Source organism: Ancylomarina subtilis (assembly GCF_004217115.1).
In the GTDB taxonomy this organism is placed as follows: domain Bacteria; phylum Bacteroidota; class Bacteroidia; order Bacteroidales; family Marinifilaceae; genus Ancylomarina; species Ancylomarina subtilis.
In genome coordinates this window covers 899321-918462 of the sequence record NZ_SHKN01000001.1, presented here as the reverse complement: position 1 = coordinate 918462, position 19142 = coordinate 899321, and the positions used below count along the sequence as shown (strand labels likewise).

The following is a 19142-nucleotide window of genomic DNA, read 5'->3' as shown; positions in this document are numbered from 1 at the left end:
TCGTCAAGAACGTTTTTTATTGAATACCCGGGTTTTAATTCGACTTAAAGTTTCAGGAGATACACCTAAAAACGATGCAATATATTGCTGTGGAGCACGCTGGAATAATTCTCCGTTTGTATTTAATAAATCGATGTAGCGTTCTTCTGCTGATTTTGTTACAAACGAGGCAATGACCTTTTGGCAAGTTATTAATTCATTCTCAGTGGCTATTCGGGCAATCACCTCAAATTTGGGAACTTCTTTTAATAAGCTTTCAATTTTTGATTTTCCAAAGACAAATATCTCGGTTTGTTCAATTGCTTGATAATTTTCAATTGCAGGTGTATTAAACGTATAGCTTTCTCCGGCACATATAAATTGTCCTTCTGTATAAAAGAAGGCTGTTTTATCGTTACCATCTACATTATAAAACAGTCTGACACACCCCTTTGTAACAAAATAGATTTCGTCCGATATTTTTCCTTCGGTGAAAATTATCTCATTCTTTTGATAATTTTTTTTATCCACAGCGCCTTTAAGCAACTGAATTTCATGTTCACGAAGTGGGATATATGCTTTTATATTTTCTATTAATCTATTCATGTTTTCAAATATGAACTGAGCTTTCTTTGCATTAGCAAGGGTCTTGTTAAGTTGCGTGGGCGATTAAAACAGTTTTCTTGCCCACCGATTAACGGGAGCTCACAAACGCAGTGAGTAACACCCTAAAGAAGCACACCGCATAAATTTATAATTTTATACAAATCCATTTAGTTGGCTTGCTGGTGTTTGTTAATTGAACTTAGCTTTCAAATTGGTATCACCGCACATGAAATTTAGCTTTCGTTACCAGTAGTTTTTTGTTTCTGCATTCGCAGAGCACGAGCTACAAGCTCGCGCTAGCGGGGGATACTTTTACCAACCGGCATAATTATTATGCGCCGCCCGGGCTTTATTTAAAAAGAAATAGTGGATGTCAATTATATTTTTTCTTTCAATTTGAACCAAACTCATTGTTTCCTTAAGATATATACCTAGAGATCTTTCATTATAAAGTAATTTTAGTTTGTCTGAATAATCTGTAACGACATACATATCCCCTGATAGCTTAAAGAAAGGAATGACTAGCTTGCTGTTTATTTTCACTCCTCTGTTTACAACTTTACCATTCTTTAATTTCTCTTTGATACTATTGTCATCTGTTTCAGTAGATGCAACTTTTACATATGAAGTCATCATATTCATCCATTCTGATTGGTCTATTAAAAACCAATCTACCTTGTCAAAATCAATTCCATACTGTGTAATCCAACCATGGCTTGTAAAACCAAATAATATTTGTCTTTTCCCATCAAGAACAGGATTGTCAGTAGGTTTAAATTCTTGAATTTTGAAAGAAATCACTGAAGTTGCAGATAGATCTTTTAATCTTTTTCCATCAAAATCTAATGTTGTTAATGAGAAACTAGTAAGTTCAGGATGGTTCGCTAAAATCCATTGCGTTGCTGTTAACTCAGCCCTTTCTTTCATTTGTTCAACAGCAGCTACTCCTGCACCAATCGTAAGAAGTGCTCCTGCTGCAGCAACTGCAATTTCACCTTCATTTTGAGCTTTTAAAGTGTTTGGTAATAGGTATGAGGTGATGATTAAAAATAGTAGTAGTTTTTTCATAGTAATCTTTGATATTTGTAGCAACGATTTTGCCTTAAAAGACTGCCAATCGTGAGAGAGGCAGCCTTTATTTTTCATTTCTGCTCTGCAGAGCACGAGCTACAACTCGCGCTAGCGGGGTGTATGCGCTTTTATTTATATTTCTTTTATCATTTCTATTTCATTTTCCTCAAACCAATTGTTTGACATTATTGTAGATTTCACACTTTCCATATTATCAGTATATGCTACAATTGCTAAGCTCTCTTTTGCTCTACTACATGCAACATAAAATAGCCGTTTTGTTCTGTCGATACCAGTTTCCTTACCTTCGTCCAAGTTCTTTTCATCAGTCGTTGTTAGTCCCTTAGCTCCAAAAAGTTTGTCATAACTAAACATGAATCCACTTGCTTCTTCATCATCAATTATTACCATTACTCTATCGTATTCAAGACCTTTTACCCCTTGGTGTGTTCCAAACTTTGAATCTTCTGATAAGTAAACATCATAATTTCTGATTTCAGAGAATGGGCTTAACAAAGCAGAGTCCCAAGCATTTATAATTTCATCTATATTCTCTTCTGCACTATCTGATACTGCTCTATCTTCTCTTAAGGCTATTGGCAACAAGGTTTCTGGAATGGGAAACAATTGAGACTTATGGATATTTTTAAGAACAGCCAATAAATTCGGTTCATTACTATCTTTAAATAATGAAAATAAAGATGAGAGAGCTTCATTAGTTTTTTGTATATCTACAATTTGATTTTCACTTTTCTTTAACGTTTCCTTTTTTAAAAGCCTACTGTTCTTTTTGACTATCCGAGCCAATTCAAATTTATCATCACTTTCGTAAGCCTTTACAAGTGGCAAAATAGTCTTTGTGAAAAAATTCAAACTACTTAATGACCCATCGAGTAGGCCTGTCTTTAATTTACTTACTCTATATAATGGTTCAAAGAAATTGATAAACCCCATACGGCGAGCAGCCATATGATGTTCAAGAATCAGAGTTTTTACTTCGTGTTCTTCCGAACCAATATCCCATTTTGAATCTTCAGTGATTTTAGACATACGAACAGAAATATCATTTTCTACTTCATTTTTATCTAACCCCCTGCTACAGATAAAGAAATGCACAACACCTTCTGCTTTTTCTGTTCTTGGTCTTTGTTCTTGTCCATCAACATCTTTCCTAATGTTGTTTATTAATCTGATAATGCGTTTATTAGAACGATGATTCATTATTTTTGCTGGCTGCAGCATATCAGCAGGAAGATTTTCTCCTAGCTTCTCTTTACCATCTGAGTATATTCTTTGCATTGTATCTCCAAAAAGTCCCAATGAAAAAGAATCCTTTTTTCGATTATATAATTGAAAGAATGAGTCTACTAGCTCTTTCTTTGTATCTTGACTTTCATCTATTAATACAATTGGGTATTTGCAAACGAGTATATCTTGCATTAATGCTTTATTATCAATAAAAGATGCAGCAATGCTAATTACTTCGGAATGATTTAAAGAATCCTTAGTAATATTATCTCCATTAGGATTGTATGTGAATTTAACGATGTTATCCAGATTTGCATATCTTTTCTTTTTGGATGTAATCTTCTTTGCCCTATCTAGTGAAGTTTTATTTTGCAAGTTTTTACTTTTTGCTTGCTTTTCTTCTAGGTCTGCAATCTCATCTGTTAAATTGCTTTTAATCCATGACTTAATATCATTGGTGAAGTTTTTAATCAAGCCCCATGCAAAGCTGTGAATAGTGCTAACTTGAAAAATCGAGCTATGTTCTGACCTATGTATTATTTCATCAGCCGCTGCATTTGTATAAGTTATGATTGCAACTTTTTTCCTTTCTAAACGAAATTGTTTACCATACTTTTGCTCAAATTCTCTTAATATATTGACTAACGAACGAGTTTTTCCAGAACCTGCACCAGCAAACAGAAAAAAACTCTTAGGAGATTCAAGTTTTAAGCAATCAAAAAGTTCACTGTCTACACCGTTATCAATATTATTGTCTATTGTTTGAATAGCCATTTTTGAAGACTTTATTTAGTTGTTATTCCTTTATCAATACTTAATAATTGTTTCTCAAGCCATTCCAACCCCTTATTTATATAATTAGGAACTTCTAATTTATTTGGTTCTTCAAAAAACAACAATTCAAGAGCAAATTCAGCTTTTTTTGCACCATCTGCTGTTATTGCCTCATACATTTTTTTTGCTGATTCTTTGATGTCAGTTTCCATAGAAGCTAAATGCATCTTTTTCATTAATCCAGAGGACTCTGATATTTTCTTAAAAATATCCCGATTCTCCATTACCAAAGAATCTTCAAAAGTATATGGATAGACTTCAATATCTTTTGAGCCATCTGATACTTTAACTCCTTTTTGAAAAGCCACCCTAATTGGGAGTTTGGCATGAGACATTTTAGACTCATCAAGTTCTAAAATAGCATCTAATTTTTCTTCTATTGGTAGCCATTTCTTTAATGTGTCATTACCCGTTCTATATTCTTTAAGCTTTTCTGGCTGTACTTTACCATTACTTACGCCATCTTTGTTTATTGAATCTAAATCAGTTATCACAAGTGTAATTATCCCAAGTTTTTCAACTAATGGTTGAAGTCTATGCGCATGACTACCACCAATTTCAAGTATTGAGATATAACAACTATTTAGATTGGTCATTTTCTTAATAAAATAAGGCACAAGCATTCTTTCTACTGGGCCTTCAACCATAATTACCGCATCTGCAAAAAATAAATCACAGTGCGTTGTCTTAAGATACCTTATCGCAAATCGAGTTGAAGAATCTTCTGTTCCAAACGTTTCTGAAAGGTTGATAATTGTAGATGTATTAACATCTCCATTATCCGCTTTTAACCTCTTAAAATATCTTAATGATGCAAAATCTACTTCGTGAGCTATATGGTTAGAATGAGTACTAATTAATAACTGAGTAGAGAAATTATCATTGCCTTTTAAATTTTTATTATTCCGTAGAACCTTATAGGCATGGTTGATAAACACTTGTTGAACTTGAGCATGCAAATGAGCCTCTGGCTCTTCAATTAAAACTAGATGCAAAGGCTCAAAATCATCATCTATAGGAGCATCTGGTGTTTGCTTATATGTTTTACCAACTTGCATCCATTCATCGCGAAATCTAATTAGTTTAAAAATAATTGAAATCAAATTTTGATAACCTAATCCGTTATATTTCTCAGGTAAACTTAATTCTGGTTGTTTATCATCTAGACTATACTGAACAGACGAATCATGATTTAAGCTTTCAACTGTATTAAATCTGCTTGATAAGGTAATCTTAGGATTTCCAAAACCTGGGTAGTTTAAGAGTTCTAATTCTCCTAATGAATCCTTAAAGCTTTCTTTTAGATTAGTATCGAAAATATCTTTTGCTTCTTGTATTGCTTTTAAAGCATCAATATCGTCAGGGGTTGGGTTCTCAAAAGGGTTAAGGTGTTTGTCATAATAACTTCTTAACTGACTTGATAAATTCTTAACATTTGATAATTCTGTTTCTTCAGCATTAGTCCCTGAAAATCCCCGTTGTGCATTAATAATATCTACTTTTATTAAACCTGAAAATGCGTCGGTTTCAAGAGCAACGGAAGTATCAGGTAATTCTTGCATTTCTTTGTTTAGCTCAGGGTTAAGCAAATAAGACTTGACTGAGAATAAATTATTTATCTTCTTATCCAAGAAATCCCACATATCCTTAGGCCACATTTTGAAATCAGTTTTCTTTGATTTACTTGCCTGTAATATTGTCTTTGCATTATCAAAATTGGTTGAGAATTCCGTATATAGTTCTTCTAAGTTGTTTGGTTCCAACCTTAACCTAACTCCAAGTAATCCACCTTTCCAATCTAAAGTTGGTATTAAGTGGTGGACATAATGAATTTCATTTGGTTTTACATTTAGCCAAACATCAATTGTCGGGACTAGACTCTCCCATTGTTTAATACCTAAATCAAGGTCTTCTTTTTCTTTGGTGTTTATCCATTTTTCACCTATTGAATTAATTGTTTTCCAATTGGAAAGAGTAAAATCTCTAGTTTCAAATTTATTCTTTGATTTAAAAAATAGAATCATTGCATCCATTGCACTAGTTTTACCACTATTGTTAGCACCGACTAATAGTGTCTCTTTTTCAGAAAAATCAATTCTTGATTTCTTAAGCTTTCTAAAATTTTGAATGTCTATAAATTCTATTTTCATAATCTAGTTTAGTTTTCAATAGGTGTTAAGATTGTCATTTTATTAATTGTGCATAACGGCAAATTGTATGAGTAGTGGCAGATTGCGTGGTACTTTCCGTCAACCGACCGAAGGGAGCCTAACGAAGCGAAGTAAGTAAACCACTACGCAGTTTGAGCGGGATACAAACTTTGATATTCACTACATTTCCTGCTATTACTTATACAAAATGTTGTGTGCAGGACTTTATATTATTACCTCAAATTCTCTTTGAATAAAATCTTTAATTTTCATGAATCTACTATGGTGATTTTTAACTTCAGTTACAGCCCATAAATAAGGAGTTCCAAAATCCCCTCTTTCTAAAGTAGCTTTATCGTATGTAAATTCTTTTATATTTTTAATTTTGATACAATGTCCAAAATCTTGTATTTCTAAAGGATAGTCAAAAAAATAAGTTTCTTTTGCTTGACAGACAGTGAACTTATTATAATCATTTAAGTGCTTTTCAGATGTTTTCGGTATAATTAGAATGTCATTTTCATTAATATCTAAAATCCTTTTTAAAATGTTCCATCTTCCTTTTGCTTGGTTACAATCAATATCAGTATCCCAATAAATTTTACCTGAAAGCATATAATTTTCAATCCAAGGTTGAATTTTTTGATTTAAATCTAGATTTTTAATTCCCCAACCTTGTCTTAGAACTTTAATATTCCATAATTCATTGTGAATAAAATCAAGATGCCCATTGTTATCATAGTCTATGGGCGAAATTTCCGCTTCGTCTAAATCTCGAATAATTTTCTTAATTCTACTATAATCTAAAGGGCATCTCCCTATCGGATTTCCTGATTCATTTCCTTTTGAAATTCTAAAAACAAATATTTTACTCTTTTTCATAATGGTTTGTTTCTTAGCCTTGCACACAACTTGTTTAAAACAGCCATATGGCTGTTATTTCTTATATATCTTTTAAAAAAGGTGTTGTTATCCTGCCATAGTGGAGGGATAAAAACAGCTCTTTAATAAATCGAATGACTAAAGAGATCCCGATTTATTTTTTCGAAACCTAAAATAAGCATAATCCACTGATATTATTCCGCTTTATTCAATAATTATGATTCTTTTTGTTAGGAACTTATGAACACCTACACTTTAGGGTAGGTGTGTTGTGGGAAAGGCGTTCTTCGTCTTATTTTGTTTTATGCCTTTAGTCCAATTTGTTTTCCTTTCTCTTTATGAATAAATGCCTTGCCTTGTTTGTGATTTGTATTTATTCATTTGTCATGTTAGATGAAAGCGTTGTGGGCTGGCGGCACGGCTTTGTTTCATTCAGGCCTTGTTTTGTGTTTCGGTTTTAGTGTACTGTTAATGCTTTGTGTCGTTTTTTTCTTTCTTGTTAGCAGTTTGTTTAGGGGCAGCACTGAGTTGTCTTTGGGCGGTGGCGGAACGCTTCAACCGAGCGGCGGAATGTATCAACCGAGTGGCGGAAAGTAACAACGCTGTGGCGGAACGTCCCAACGGAGTGGCGGAATGTTATAACGCGATGGCGGAATGCATCAACCGAGTAGCGAAATGTTGCAACGCGATGGCGGAAGATGTCAACCGAGTGGCGGCGTGTTGCAACGCGATGGCGGAACACTTCAACCGACTTGGGAACCCTTGCAAGGGATAGGAGGAGCAGCTAAACGATTTTCCCTTTATTTGCTTTGTTGTACTGTAGTGTATCATAATTAAAGGGTTTGCTTATCGGTTTATATTTTGAGAAATGCCTTTTTGTATATGGGTTTGTTTTGCTTGATGTTTGTTTTATAGATTGTTATATGTTTGTTGGTGTTCTACGACTTTTGCATTAGTTCTTTCGTTTCTATTACATAAAAATAAATTTAAAATTCTTGGATGTAATCATAAGTCTTTGTAGCTTCATATGACATTAAGTGAAAATTTAAATTTATTGTATTATGAACCATTCTCGATTGTATAGTTGCTCCGATGCAGTTTTTATGAGCTGGGTGAGCCAAAGTGTCAATTTAATTAAAGAGGAACAGTCTCGTTTTACAGACTTTTCTGTGTTTTTCACGCCTGAACGCATACAGGAAATAGAGGTGCTTTATGCAGAGGCCAATACGATTCCTTCGGATAAGGTGTTTATTGATATTCAGGCTCAGGCCACTGAGAATATCAATACCTGTGTAGAGGAATGTGCCCGGTTTTATCAGTCCTGTAAGTTCGATATCGAAACGGTGTTTCCCAACAAGAAACATATTTGGAATCAGTTTGGGTTTAACGACTACGAAGCGGCACGAAAATCGGGTCGGGCCATGTTCATGTTCTATTCCGACTTTATACTCATTGCCAATCTTCACAAGCAGGCCATGACCGAATCGGCCTGGACCGAAGAAACGTATACAAAAATAGCTGAGCTAAAGGATAAGTTAAAAATGAATATGGATCAGCAAACCAAATGTCGTGTTGACAGAGGCCGGGCGACGGATGATCGTGTTGTTTGCTTGAATAAGATTTACGAGAAATTGGCAAAATATATGAAAGCTGCCAAAATTATATACGCCGACAATCAGGAAATGTTGAGATGGTTTAAGTTTCCGGTTACGAGTAAGGGCTCTAAAGAAGAGTCGACCGAGCTAGAGACTCAGGAGGATATGGCTTAGTCTTGCCAACCGTTTTTTTTTTATAGGTTTAGCCCTCTTATCATTGCGATGGGGGCTTTCCTTTTTAATTACGAATTGAGAATGACGAGTTTTCAATTACGAATTACGAAAGTTGAAAAAAACGAATAAATTCCCCTCTCGTAGAGGAGGGGTGCCGAACGTGTTCGGCGGGGTGGTCTTAGGTATTTAAATGGACTTGCAACAAAAATGTGGACATTGAGCTTGCTGAAATGGGAACGCTTTTCCTTTCGCTCAAGCTACTTTCTTTACTTTTCCTTGATGAAAAGTAACAAAAATCAATGGCTCCGGCACTCAGTGACCCATAACGGTTCAAAGTCTAAACAGACTGAACTCGCTCGTTCCTCACTCAAACAGCAGTCTGTTTTTAACGCCTTTTTCACCTATGGGGCCCCACTTGCGTTGCCGAGGCCAATCTAAAAATAGAATCTTACAAGCTAAATAAACGCAGGAGACTCCGACCTCAGCATCGCAGCTTGGGACCCACTCGATGTAGAAGCCGTAAAAAACGGCAAGCTGTTTGACCGAAGGGAGTTTTTGCCGTTTAGGATTCGAATCGATAGTGGGTAAGCGAGTGCTGCAGTCGGCGGACTCTTTGCCTACTTTCTCGACTGTAGGAGAAAGTAGGATCCGCCTAAGGCGGATTGAGTGGAAGAAAATATAAAAGGCTAGTGGCTTAAGCGAAAGGCTAATTTAGCTTATGAACCTTTAAGTGCATTTTGAACTGTATTCTTAAAGCTGGTTGGTGTTGTTTTGTGCAATTGTATCGAGCTACAAGCATTAAAGAGCATAAAGGCTGTCAGTTCTTTTGACAGGGCCAAAGCAAAAGCCTCGGTTTTTACAAGTTTAGCTTCCAGAACGATATGCCTGATGTGCAGCACAGCTGTTTTTCTATCCGCTTTGCAGTCCATTCGCGCGACCAGTTTCCCATCCCACAAAACGGGTAAGGAGAAATAGCCATACTGGCGTTTTGCCTCGGGAAGATAACACTCTATTTGATAGTCGAAATTGAAGAGAGCCTGCATGCGCTTTCGCTGGATAAGCAGGTTATCGAAAGGGGAGAGGATCTTTAGTTTGCTGCGGGAAAGCGGTTTGCTCAAAAGCTCCAGGGCATGGGGCAAGGCATAATAGCTGTTGCCGGCGGTTTGTATTTGTATCAGTTCGTCATTGGCAAGCATGTCCTTAAGAGCGGCAGCAAGTTCTTTTTTTGTGTTTTTCAGCAAATAGCCCATTTCGCTTGCCTGTCCCAGTCCGTTAGCTTCCAGATATCGTGTAATCAGAAAACGGGCATGTTCCTCAGGTGTGGGGATTCGGGTGTCCACCTCTTTGGGCAGAACCCGTTCGGTCAGGTCGTACACCTTATGGAAATTGTTGCGGGAAGGCACCATCAGGTCGCCCTGCATAAACAGGTGTTCCAGCGCGCGCTTGGCGGGTTTGCTCATCCAGTCAACGCCTTTTTTTCCTGTATGCTCAAAGTCTTTGGCCATTAAGGGGCCTTCATTTTCAATTCGCTTGAGCACCTCAGACATCCGTTTTTTATCGGGTTCGTACCAATGATTTTGCTCCCCACTGGCGATGGCCTGTTTGCGAATCAGGCTGTACCGGTAGTCGCGCATGGGCAGGTAGGCGGCCGCATGCGACCAGTATTCAAATACCTGCTTGTCGGCAATCAGCTGATCGAGATGGGCATTCTGGTAACGAGGGTTTCGATTCCACAGGGTATGATGATGAGCCCGCTGAACCACAGAGATGGTGTCAATCTGAATGTACCCCAGCTGCTCGATAGCCGAGAGTGTTGCATCTATGGCTGATCCTGTCTGTCTGGCAGGTGGCAATCCCTGCGAGAGCAGAACCAGTTTTCTGGCTTGTTGGGGGGATAGGCTTTCTGTTTTTGTCATTACTTCTACAAAATGTTGTGTGCTGTATTTCTTATTGCTTTAAGAATTGTTCAGTTGTTACAACCGAGGCATAAAAATAGTTCAAAGCACTTAAAAAGGCTTTCTGAACGTCACTTGCTTTGACCGTTTCATGGTTTATTTCAAGATTTTTAGTCGCACAAGCATCTCCAACAACAAGGCATTCAAAACCATAGTCTTTTGCAGCTCTGACCGTTGCATCCACACACATATGAGTCATCATTCCGCAAATAACTAATTTTTCGATGTCCATGCTTTTTAAATAATCCCAAAGGTTAGTTTCTCTGAAACTATTGGGATAGTGTTTAATGATTATCTTCTCGTTGTTTAGGGGTTTAACCCGTTCATTAATCTCTGCCCCTAATGTTTTGGGGATAAAAAAAGTAGATCCTGCTCGTGTTGATAGATGTTGAATATGAATTACGGGCATGTTATTTTTTCTAAAGGCGTTTAATAGAATCTTTGCATTGTCTCCAGCTTTTTCCGGATTGTAAAGTTCCATTTTACCGTCTTTAAAATAATCGTTTTGGATATCAATGAGTACGAGAGCTGTTTTCATATCTTTTACTTGTGCTTTTAGTGAACAGATTGAAATTAGAAAGAATGCAATGACGACTGTTTTTTTCATTTTAAATGCGGATTAAATTTTAAAACAAAACTAATCGAAGGTGATTAAACTTTCTCTTGATGTAGGTCAAGACTTTTTAATCTTGATAGTGTTTCAGGTCTCATTTTAAGATAAGAGGCTATAATGTATTGGGGAAATAATTGTTCAATTGAACGACGTTGCTCAATTAAAAGCTCATATCTTTTTTTAGTTGAGAAGTTCATTAAAGCCGTTTCTTTCAGGCATTTTCTGACAAAAAGCGCATCACTAAAAGTTTTAAAAAAAGTCAGCCAGTTTATAGACTTCTGTAAGCTTAAGTATTTTTCATAGGGAATCACATATATTTCAGAATCCATATTAGCCTTGAAGTTTGCTGGCGAAGGTGTTTGAGATAAAAAGCTTCGGTAGGATGAAATAAATGATGAAGCCTGATATAATTCGTTCACCTGTATGTCTGTATTATCATCTTCAAAAAAAGAATATAAACTCCCCGATTTAACGATTCCAATGTATGAACAGACGTCACCTTCTTTTATGAAGAAATCATTTTTTTGTAGGCTTAATATTTCAGCTTTGTTTTTAAACTCGTTTTCAAATTCAACCGGTAGTTCCAGTTTCTCAAAGAGTTGTTTTAAGTCTTGATTAGGCACGATCATTTTTAAACAAATAGTTAAATTTTAACATTCAAATTACCCCCGAGATTTCAAACTTCCCAACATGATCCAGTCTAAAGAGTTTGAATCTTTTGCCATCCCATTTTGCCATCACCTGAATGTAAAGAAGGCATGTCAGGATCAAATTGATTATTTCATCTTTCTGTTGGTGTTATTTTACTTGTTGTCCGTTTCTCAACAATCAAATCTAAGCAAAATCGAAAACTATCAGCTTAATTTTGGCTGAATTGATGATTCGATATGTTTATTTATACTGAAAAACAGGGGAAGGGCTGTGATGATTTTGAAGCACTGTGGAGGAGAAATAAATCCGCGTTTTCACAGGAATGAAAAACCCTCTTATCGTATTGATAAGAGGATTTAACCTTCCTTTGATTTATAAAATGGATGCACTCTAGACTTCTTTTTTGTTTCGGATGAATCCTTTCACAAAGCGGCAGACCATACCGCCAATGCTATTCTGAATCAGTTTTTCCGGGTTCCAATTGTTTTTGGCATTCCGAACAAAATAGTTCAGTTTGTAGTAGGCCAATTCCCGTTCAAGGTGAAGGCGATATTTCTCTTTTTCGATATCCTTAAGTGATCTGTATCTGTTCATCCGAAATCTTTTTTATTCTGTTTCAATCCTTGTGCTTTTGGCTGTATAGTATCTTATAAAAGAGCTTGATTAAAGGGCGCTCAATCAAGGGCTTCCTAAGCAGATAAATCAGGCCGATCAATATCAGAAACAGGGCGCCTGTTCCTGCGTACCCAAATATTTCACTCTCCAGGATATCGGTCAGCCAAGCTGCTGTTCCAAAACCAAAAAAGAGCAGAGCAAACATCGTCAGCAAGAAAAACAAGGCTGTTATACTGAGGGCCACAGAAAGGCGTACCAGTTTTTCAAAACCGGAAAATTTGTAATATTCCAGATTGGAGTCGAAATACTCAGTTAGTAATTCTTTCAGTTGAGTGAATTGTTCTGGGATATTTTCCAATACGGTCGTTTTTTAGTGAACTGATTTAAGAATACTCTGCTTGTTGTGATGAACTGTTGTGACAATCAGGATTAGGTTTCCTGTTCTTTCTCTTTTCTTTTGAAAGAATCAATCTTTTTCTCCAGATCATCAATCAACTCATCGATTTTAGACCGGACTTTCTCCATGTTCTTGTCAAAGGCAACTTCGAATTCCTCAGCTTTTTCCTTTGCCTTTTTCTTCATCTTTTTGCGGGTTACTTCCCCTTTGTCGGGCGCATAAAGAACTCCTAAACCCACACCTATTGCACAGCCTGCTAACAAAGCTGCAATAACTCCTCCTGAATTTGACATAAGGCTAATGTTTTAAATGAGACAACAAAATAGTTTGATTTGTAACGTGTTACATAAAATTAGTGAATTGTTGGTTAGGAGTCAATTATTTTTTATCGATGACATAGAGCCTTTGACCTAATTTTTATCTTCTGAGGCATTACCTGTTTGTTCCTAATGCCAAAGTGGCTGCCAATTTTGAATGAGCAGCCTTTTATGGGGAACCTTTTTGCCTTACCAGGGTTTCTCAAAACTCGATTTATTAAAGTCTTTTTTGTAAACTTTAAAGACACTGAGTTTGGCATTTTTGAGATTGAGCTGATTCTTCTCTCCAAAAATTCTGGACAGAAGTGCAATGGGCGTCAGAAACAGATAAAAGACAAGGGATAAGATAATATTAGGAACGATAAGGCTCATGACCCAAGCCAGTTTCATCCACAAAAAGTCGATTTGTTTCGCCAGAAAAGGGGATACGATACCCAATATACCAATGATGACTGCCGCATTAAAGGCCCATCTCCAATGGCTGATAGAAAATACAATGAGCATTCCCACTGTAATAACCAAAACGGTTTTTATGGGGTCTGATTTTGCTTGCAATTGTTTCATAGCGTTTAGAATATGGTGTAAATAAACGGAGCAACGGCACTACTACCCCCAAATACAATTAATAAACCAATCAGTAAAAGGATGATGATAATGGGTGCTAACCAAAATTTTTTTCGCTCTTTCATAAAGAGCCACAAGTCAGTTAAAAAATCCATCTTTCAATTTTTTTAGTTGCAACTATTTTATTCATACGGTCAATACCGATATTTGTTCAGGTTTTTCTAATAAACATCCTTTTTGACCCTATCGTAATTTTTAATTGATTTAGTCCATCTTGAATTTAACGGTCCATTTTTCCTTGTTTTCCCAATCGGGTTGTTCGGTTTTACAATACACAAAATTGCCGATAACCAGATAATCCATTTCGGTGCTCATAAAGCAACGGTAGGCATCGTATGGGGTGCAAACAATGGGTTCGCCCCTGACATTAAAACTGGTATTAACGACCAGGCCATATCCGGTTTGTCTTTCGAATTCGGTAATCAGATCCCAATATTTGGGGTTGGTATCCCGGTGTACGGTTTGCACACGAGCCGAGAAATCCAGATGGGTGATCGATTGAATATCGCTTCGTGTAAAATAGAGCTTATCCCAAAGGGGAAGCTGTGAATAATTCTCCGGCAATTCTTTGCGTCTCTCTTCCTTAACGGGAGCAACCAATAGCATGTAGGGAGAACCCGTTTTCAGATCAAAATAATCGTTGCATTTTTCTGCCAGAACAGAGGGGGCAAAGGGTCTGAACCCCTCGCGATATTTGATTTTAAGATTGAGTTTTTTCTGCATTTCCGGGTTTCGGGCATCACCTAAAATACTTCGGTTGCCAAGCGCTCTGGGACCAAATTCCATTTTGCCCTGATACCAGCCTACCACATTGCCCTGGGTGAGTTGCTGAGCGGCAAACTCCGTCAGTTCAGCAAAGTTGTCGTAATAGTGATGCACACTTTTGACCTTTCGGTTCATCAGTTGCACTTCTTTTTCAGAAAATTCAGGACCCAAATACGCCCCTCGCATTTGGTCTTTTTTCGGATCGAAAAGTCGTTCTTCCCCAAAATACATGGAGCTTACAGCTAAGGCTGCGCCAAGTGCACCGCCGGCATCACCCGCAGCGGGTTGTATGTAAATGTCATCAAATACATTTTCACGAAGCAGTTTGCCATTGGCCACACAGTTGAGCGCAACGCCACCCGCCATGCAGAGAAAATTAGCCTCAGTTAGTCGCTTCGCTTCTTTGGCCATTTTGATCACAATCTCTTCGGTTACCATTTGTATGGCAAGGGCCAGGTTGCAATGTTTCTGTTCGAGTTTTGCTTCAGGTTCGCGACGTTTTAAACCAAACAATTTTTCCCATTTGTCTTCTTTTACCATTCGTAAACCTGTGGCATAGTTGAAATAGGATTGATCCAGCCAAATGGAACCATCTTCCTTTATATCGATTAAATGCTTTTTAATCCGTTTTACAAATTCGTGGGTTTCATCAGCCTGGGGATCGCCATAGGGCGCCAGTCCCATAAGTTTGTATTCTCCGGAATTCACCGTAAACCCAATGTAGTAGGTAAAAGCACTATAGAGTAGCCCCACTGAGTGAGGGAATTCCATTTCCTTTAATATTTTAATCTGACCTTTTTCCCCAATTCCTATCGAAGCGGTACACCATTCACCTACACCATCAATGGTTAAGATGGCCGATTTTTCATAGGCCGATGGTAAAAAAGCACTTGCAGCATGAGCCAGATGATGTTCTGAGAACAAGAGTTTCAATGACTTCTTATTGTATGGGCCGATCTCTTTCAAACCGTTGTAGATTTGCTTTTTAAGAAACATTTTCTCGTTGATCCAAACAGGAATAGCCTTCAGAAAGGACAGGAGACCTTTGGGCGCAAAAGCATAATAGGTTTGTAAAAGTCTTTCGAACTTGAGCAGGGGTTTATCGTAAAAAACAACAGCATCGAGCTCATCAATTTCAAGTCCGGCCTCTTCCAGGCAATATTTAATTGCATGAATTGGGAAATCGGGCGTGTGTTTGATTCTTGTAAATCGTTCTTCCTGAGCGGCAGCAATAATCTGCCCCCCAATTGTGATGGCAGCAGCTGAGTCGTGATAAAACGCAGATATTCCGAGGATTTTTTTCATCAATAACTATGTTTAGCTTGTAAGATAAGTTTATTCTCTAGTGTGTATTCAGCTTATAACAGACCTGAGAGCAGGTGCTGTTAAAATAGTTTTCAGATTGTCATTCCAATGGCTTTTAATTATATCTCTGATATTTGATATGATGTTAAGCTTTGATCTGTACTTAATTTAAGTATATTTTTCAAAAAAGATGTAAGATATTTGATTAAAAAGACGTTTTTATCCTTTATTGTTCTCCTCTTGTCGAATTAGGGACTGACGGGATCGGTCATTTGGACTTGCAGAAGCTTATTTAAATCCCATCTGAATAACTTGTATGTGTTTTAGAATATCCTGAAATCGCTCCGATAAAAAACATAAATTCAGAGCTTTGATTAAAATTTAAATACAAGTAAGATCTGCATAAAATGGATGTTTTTAAGCCCGTTTATACCGAACAAAACGATTGTCAGGATTGTTATAAATGCATACGTGAGTGCCAGTTGAAAGCCATAAAAGTGATTAATAATTCGGCACAAATTTTACATGAAGATTGTATTTACTGTGGCAGTTGTACGCTGGTTTGTCCTGTGAATGCGAAAAAAGTTCGCAACGATTTAACACGAGTGAAATCCTTATTGAAGCGTCATGATAAGGTGGTGGTGTCTTTAGCCCCTTCGTATATGTCAGAATTCCCTAATCTAAAGGATGAGCAATTGCTTGCTGCCCTTAAGGAATTAGGCTTCGCTCATGTTTCAGAAACAGCATTGGGTGCTGAGATGGTTTCGCAAAAAGTGAACGCGTTTTTAGAAGAAAAACAATCCGGTATTTATATTTCCTCAGCTTGTCCTTCGGTGGTTGAGATGATTTGTAAACACTTTCCTCAGTATAAGAATTATATCACGCCTTTTTTATCACCCTTGTTAGCGCATTGCAAGCTGTTAAAGCAAGAATATGGCGAGGACTGTAAAATTGTTTTTATTGGTCCTTGCATTGCCAAAAAATCAGAAAGCGATGCTTTTGGAGATTTGCTCGAAGCTTCCCTATCGTTTAAAGATTTGGCTGAATGGCTTGATGAAGAGGGGCTCGAGCCTGAATTGTTTCACGAGTCGGATGCAGAGTCGAAATTTGTTCCCCGACGGGCAGGAAGAGGTGCTTTGTATCCCATCGATGGGGGGATGATTGCCGGGATTAAGGATAATGCTTCGACAACCGATGCGGTTTTTATGACTTTCTCGGGCATTAGCAGCATTTACGATGTGCTTAAGGATTTGAATTATTATCGCAAATCGGGCTTGTTGTTTCTGGAACTTTTGGCTTGTGAAGGGGGCTGTATCAATGGGCCGGGAACCCGAAAATCATATTCCCGGGCATTAAAGCGATTGGAGATTATCAATCGGACCGAACCGGAAGTTAAAGAACAAGTTGTCAATTTTTCGATTGATAGAGATTTTGATAATATTGATGTTGCTATGAAACCAGAACATCCTGAAAATAAGATCAAGGAGGCTCTGAACATGATTGGTAAATACTCCGATAAGGATGAGATTAATTGTGGTGGTTGTGGATACAATTCCTGTCGGGAATTTGCCAAGGCTTACCTCGAAGATAAGTCCGAACCCAATATGTGCGCTTCCTATATGCGCAAAATTGCTCACGATAAATCAACAGCACTTTTGGGCAAAATACCTTCCGGAGTTTTAATTGTAAACGAGGATCTGAAGGTGGTTGAGGCTAATCAGAGTTTTGCCCGTATAATGGGCGAGGAGATGGAGCAATTGTTTGAAACAATTCCGGGTTTGAAAGATGCTGATTTGAAGAAGATCGCACCATTTTACAAACTCTTTTCATCGGTTCTGGCCACAGGGGAAGATAATTTAGAAAGGGATTTTCGATTGGGGAATAAAATGTTGCATTTGAGTTTGTTTACCATTCAACGAAATAAGATTGTTGGGGCGATTCTTCGTGATATGTCTCAGCCTTTTATTCAACAGGAGGAGGTGATTAATCGGGCCAAGGCTGTCAACCAAAAGAATCTGGAAACGGTTCAGAAAATTGCTTATCTGTTGGGTGAGAATGCATCCGAAACAGAGGATATGCTTAACTCTATTGTGGAGTTTTATACGCTTTCAGAAGATAAGAATTGATCAGAAATATTAAAATTAAGAACCCGAAACAGATATGCATTCTGATTATTATATAGAAGTTGAGTGTTTGCAAACGAATCCTGGTAAACAGGTGATTTGCGGCGATGTGTTTATGTCGGAGAAAATTAAAGAGGAGGGACGTACCCTGCTGGTTCTTTCCGATGGCTTGGGCAGTGGTGTTAAAGCCAATGTTTTGGGGACCTTGACGGCTTCGATGGTTTTGAATTACATGCGGGTGAATAAGGATATCCGAAAGGCAGCCGAGGTGATCATGAAAACCCTGCCTATCTGCAGTAAACGCAAAGCCAGCTATTCGACCTTCACCATTGTTGATATTGAATGCGATGGTGAAACACGTATTATACGCTACGATAGTCCTGAATGTCTGGTTCTAAGAGGACTGGACGTTTTTCAACCTCAGTGTGAAGAATTGAGTATAGAGGGGGCTAACAACTCCGGTAAAAGTTTGTTTTCCTATCGTTTCAAAGCAGAGAAAGAAGATCGGATTGTTTTTTGTTCGGATGGGGTGACCAATTCGGGTATGGGGAGCAGGCGTTTCCCTTTCGGATGGGGCCAGGAGAATTTAAATGAATTTGTAAGGGGAATGATCAGGCGTCAGCCCTTTTTGTCAGCTAAGCAATTGGGACGTGCTGTGGTTGACAGAGCTGTGGCTAATTATGGTGCCGTACCAAAGGATGATACCTCATGTGCGGTAGTGTATTTGCGTGAACCCCGTGATTTGTTGCTTTGCACAGGACCTCCTTACAGCAAATCGAAAGATACACAACTGGCCAAACAGGTGAGTGAATTTAAAGGGAAGAAGATTGCTTGTGGCGGGACAACGGCCAGTATTTTGTCCAGAGAGTTTGGTGAAGAGTTGAAAATCGATTTAAATATAACAGACTCTGAGCTGCCTCCGGTTTCCTATTTAAAAGGCTTGGATTTCCTAACCGAAGGCATTCTGACTTTGGGAAAAGTTCAGCGATTATTAAAAGCTTACAATCAGAACACGGTTCTTCATCAGGGACCAGCCGATCAGATTGTGAAATTATTGCTTGAGAGTGATCGAATCGAGATCATTATCGGGACAAAAATTAATGTGGCTCATCAGGATCCCAATTTGCCTGTCGAGTTGGAAATTCGCCGAACCGTAGTGAAAAACATTGCGATGCTTTTGGAGGAAAAGTTTTTGAAAGATGTAGATCTTAGCTATATTTAAATGGTTGGAAGCTTGC

The 19142-nt window shown here is 37.7% G+C and carries 18 protein-coding genes; 4 read left to right on the top strand and 14 right to left on the bottom strand.

The annotated features are described in order from the left end of the window. Positions 1 to 3: 3 nt before the first annotated feature. From EV201_RS03825 to EV201_RS03805, 5 genes are all read right to left on the bottom strand, one after another. Complete coding sequence (locus EV201_RS03825; RefSeq protein ID WP_130306072.1) at positions 4 to 585, bottom strand: Crp/Fnr family transcriptional regulator; 582 nt, start codon at positions 583 to 585, stop codon at positions 4 to 6. Between the two features lie 312 nt (positions 586 to 897). Then, positions 898 to 1653: a hypothetical protein gene (locus EV201_RS03820; protein WP_130306071.1), complete on the bottom strand. Its 756-nt coding sequence runs from the start codon at positions 1651 to 1653 to the stop codon at positions 898 to 900. A gap of 135 nt (positions 1654 to 1788) precedes the next feature. Beyond that, on the bottom strand, positions 1789 to 3678 hold the full coding sequence (locus EV201_RS03815; RefSeq protein WP_130306070.1) for a UvrD-helicase domain-containing protein: 1890 nt from the start codon (positions 3676 to 3678) through the stop codon (positions 1789 to 1791). Between the two features lie 11 nt (positions 3679 to 3689). Next, positions 3690 to 5888: an AAA family ATPase gene (locus EV201_RS03810; RefSeq protein ID WP_130306069.1), complete on the bottom strand. Its 2199-nt coding sequence runs from the start codon at positions 5886 to 5888 to the stop codon at positions 3690 to 3692. 225 nt (positions 5889 to 6113) lie between these two features. Continuing rightward, positions 6114 to 6770 (bottom strand): hypothetical protein, encoded by a 657-nt coding sequence (locus EV201_RS03805; protein WP_130306068.1) that lies wholly within the window; start codon positions 6768 to 6770, stop codon positions 6114 to 6116. Between the two features lie 654 nt (positions 6771 to 7424). Between EV201_RS03805 and EV201_RS03800 the strand changes: the two genes are divergently transcribed. Both EV201_RS03800 and EV201_RS03795 read left to right on the top strand, forming a co-directional pair. Next, complete coding sequence (locus EV201_RS03800; protein ID WP_130306067.1) at positions 7425 to 7607, top strand: hypothetical protein; 183 nt, start codon at positions 7425 to 7427, stop codon at positions 7605 to 7607. Positions 7608 to 7831: 224 nt separating this feature from the next. Beyond that, entirely contained in the window at positions 7832 to 8539 is a 708-nt protein-coding gene (locus tag EV201_RS03795) for a hypothetical protein (protein ID WP_130306066.1), read from the top strand. Between the two features lie 716 nt (positions 8540 to 9255). Here the strand turns inward: EV201_RS03795 and EV201_RS03790 are convergent. The 9 genes from EV201_RS03790 to EV201_RS03755 form a co-directional block, all read right to left on the bottom strand. Then, positions 9256 to 10455 (bottom strand): winged helix-turn-helix domain-containing protein, encoded by a 1200-nt coding sequence (locus EV201_RS03790; RefSeq protein ID WP_130306065.1) that lies wholly within the window; start codon positions 10453 to 10455, stop codon positions 9256 to 9258. A 31-nt stretch (positions 10456 to 10486) separates the two neighbouring features. Further along, entirely contained in the window at positions 10487 to 11101 is a 615-nt protein-coding gene (locus EV201_RS03785; RefSeq protein ID WP_207224372.1) for a cysteine hydrolase family protein, read from the bottom strand. Between the two features lie 44 nt (positions 11102 to 11145). Continuing rightward, positions 11146 to 11730: a Crp/Fnr family transcriptional regulator gene (locus tag EV201_RS03780; RefSeq protein WP_165389573.1), complete on the bottom strand. Its 585-nt coding sequence runs from the start codon at positions 11728 to 11730 to the stop codon at positions 11146 to 11148. A gap of 418 nt (positions 11731 to 12148) precedes the next feature. Further along, positions 12149 to 12352, bottom strand: a complete 204-nt coding sequence (locus EV201_RS03775) for a hypothetical protein (RefSeq protein ID WP_130306063.1) — start codon at positions 12350 to 12352, stop codon at positions 12149 to 12151. A gap of 22 nt (positions 12353 to 12374) precedes the next feature. After that, on the bottom strand, positions 12375 to 12731 hold the full coding sequence (locus tag EV201_RS03770) for a hypothetical protein (RefSeq protein WP_130306062.1): 357 nt from the start codon (positions 12729 to 12731) through the stop codon (positions 12375 to 12377). A gap of 71 nt (positions 12732 to 12802) precedes the next feature. Continuing rightward, complete coding sequence (locus EV201_RS03765) at positions 12803 to 13063, bottom strand: YtxH domain-containing protein (protein ID WP_130306061.1); 261 nt, start codon at positions 13061 to 13063, stop codon at positions 12803 to 12805. 213 nt (positions 13064 to 13276) lie between these two features. Next, positions 13277 to 13651, bottom strand: a complete 375-nt coding sequence (locus tag EV201_RS03760) for an SxtJ family membrane protein (RefSeq protein WP_130306060.1) — start codon at positions 13649 to 13651, stop codon at positions 13277 to 13279. Positions 13652 to 13656: 5 nt separating this feature from the next. Continuing rightward, entirely contained in the window at positions 13657 to 13806 is a 150-nt protein-coding gene (locus EV201_RS16340) for a DUF5989 family protein (RefSeq protein WP_164977437.1), read from the bottom strand. Between the two features lie 109 nt (positions 13807 to 13915). Then, positions 13916 to 15781, bottom strand: coding sequence for a carbamoyltransferase family protein (locus EV201_RS03755; protein WP_130306059.1), 1866 nt, complete (start codon positions 15779 to 15781; stop codon positions 13916 to 13918). 407 nt (positions 15782 to 16188) lie between these two features. On the opposite strand from EV201_RS03755, the gene EV201_RS03750 reads away from it, so the two are divergent. Then, a complete protein-coding gene (locus EV201_RS03750; RefSeq protein WP_130306058.1) occupies positions 16189 to 17907 on the top strand; it encodes a [Fe-Fe] hydrogenase large subunit C-terminal domain-containing protein in 1719 nt (572 codons plus the stop codon). A 34-nt stretch (positions 17908 to 17941) separates the two neighbouring features. Continuing rightward, positions 17942 to 19126, top strand: a complete 1185-nt coding sequence (locus EV201_RS03745) for a SpoIIE family protein phosphatase (RefSeq protein WP_130306057.1) — start codon at positions 17942 to 17944, stop codon at positions 19124 to 19126. Positions 19127 to 19142 lie beyond the last annotated feature (16 nt).

Excerpts from the sequence above, each read along its gene's own strand:
- EV201_RS03825 (WP_130306072.1), bottom strand. The coding sequence starts at position 585 with ATGAATAGATTAATAGAAAATATAAAAGCATATATCCCACTTCGTGAA.
- EV201_RS03820 (WP_130306071.1), bottom strand. The coding sequence starts at position 1,653 with ATGAAAAAACTACTACTATTTTTAATCATCACCTCATACCTATTACCA.
- EV201_RS03815 (WP_130306070.1), bottom strand. The coding sequence starts at position 3,678 with ATGGCTATTCAAACAATAGACAATAATATTGATAACGGTGTAGACAGT.
- EV201_RS03810 (WP_130306069.1), bottom strand. The coding sequence starts at position 5,888 with ATGAAAATAGAATTTATAGACATTCAAAATTTTAGAAAGCTTAAGAAA.
- EV201_RS03805 (WP_130306068.1), bottom strand. The coding sequence starts at position 6,770 with ATGAAAAAGAGTAAAATATTTGTTTTTAGAATTTCAAAAGGAAATGAA.
- EV201_RS03800 (WP_130306067.1), top strand. The coding sequence starts at position 7,425 with ATGCATCAACCGAGTAGCGAAATGTTGCAACGCGATGGCGGAAGATGT.
- EV201_RS03795 (WP_130306066.1), top strand. The coding sequence starts at position 7,832 with ATGAACCATTCTCGATTGTATAGTTGCTCCGATGCAGTTTTTATGAGC.
- EV201_RS03790 (WP_130306065.1), bottom strand. The coding sequence starts at position 10,455 with ATGACAAAAACAGAAAGCCTATCCCCCCAACAAGCCAGAAAACTGGTT.
- EV201_RS03785 (WP_207224372.1), bottom strand. The coding sequence starts at position 11,101 with ATGAAAAAAACAGTCGTCATTGCATTCTTTCTAATTTCAATCTGTTCA.
- EV201_RS03775 (WP_130306063.1), bottom strand. The coding sequence starts at position 12,352 with ATGAACAGATACAGATCACTTAAGGATATCGAAAAAGAGAAATATCGC.
- EV201_RS03765 (WP_130306061.1), bottom strand. The coding sequence starts at position 13,063 with ATGTCAAATTCAGGAGGAGTTATTGCAGCTTTGTTAGCAGGCTGTGCA.
- EV201_RS03760 (WP_130306060.1), bottom strand. The coding sequence starts at position 13,651 with ATGAAACAATTGCAAGCAAAATCAGACCCCATAAAAACCGTTTTGGTT.
- EV201_RS16340 (WP_164977437.1), bottom strand. The coding sequence starts at position 13,806 with ATGGATTTTTTAACTGACTTGTGGCTCTTTATGAAAGAGCGAAAAAAA.
- EV201_RS03755 (WP_130306059.1), bottom strand. The coding sequence starts at position 15,781 with ATGAAAAAAATCCTCGGAATATCTGCGTTTTATCACGACTCAGCTGCT.
- EV201_RS03750 (WP_130306058.1), top strand. The coding sequence starts at position 16,189 with ATGGATGTTTTTAAGCCCGTTTATACCGAACAAAACGATTGTCAGGAT.
- EV201_RS03745 (WP_130306057.1), top strand. The coding sequence starts at position 17,942 with ATGCATTCTGATTATTATATAGAAGTTGAGTGTTTGCAAACGAATCCT.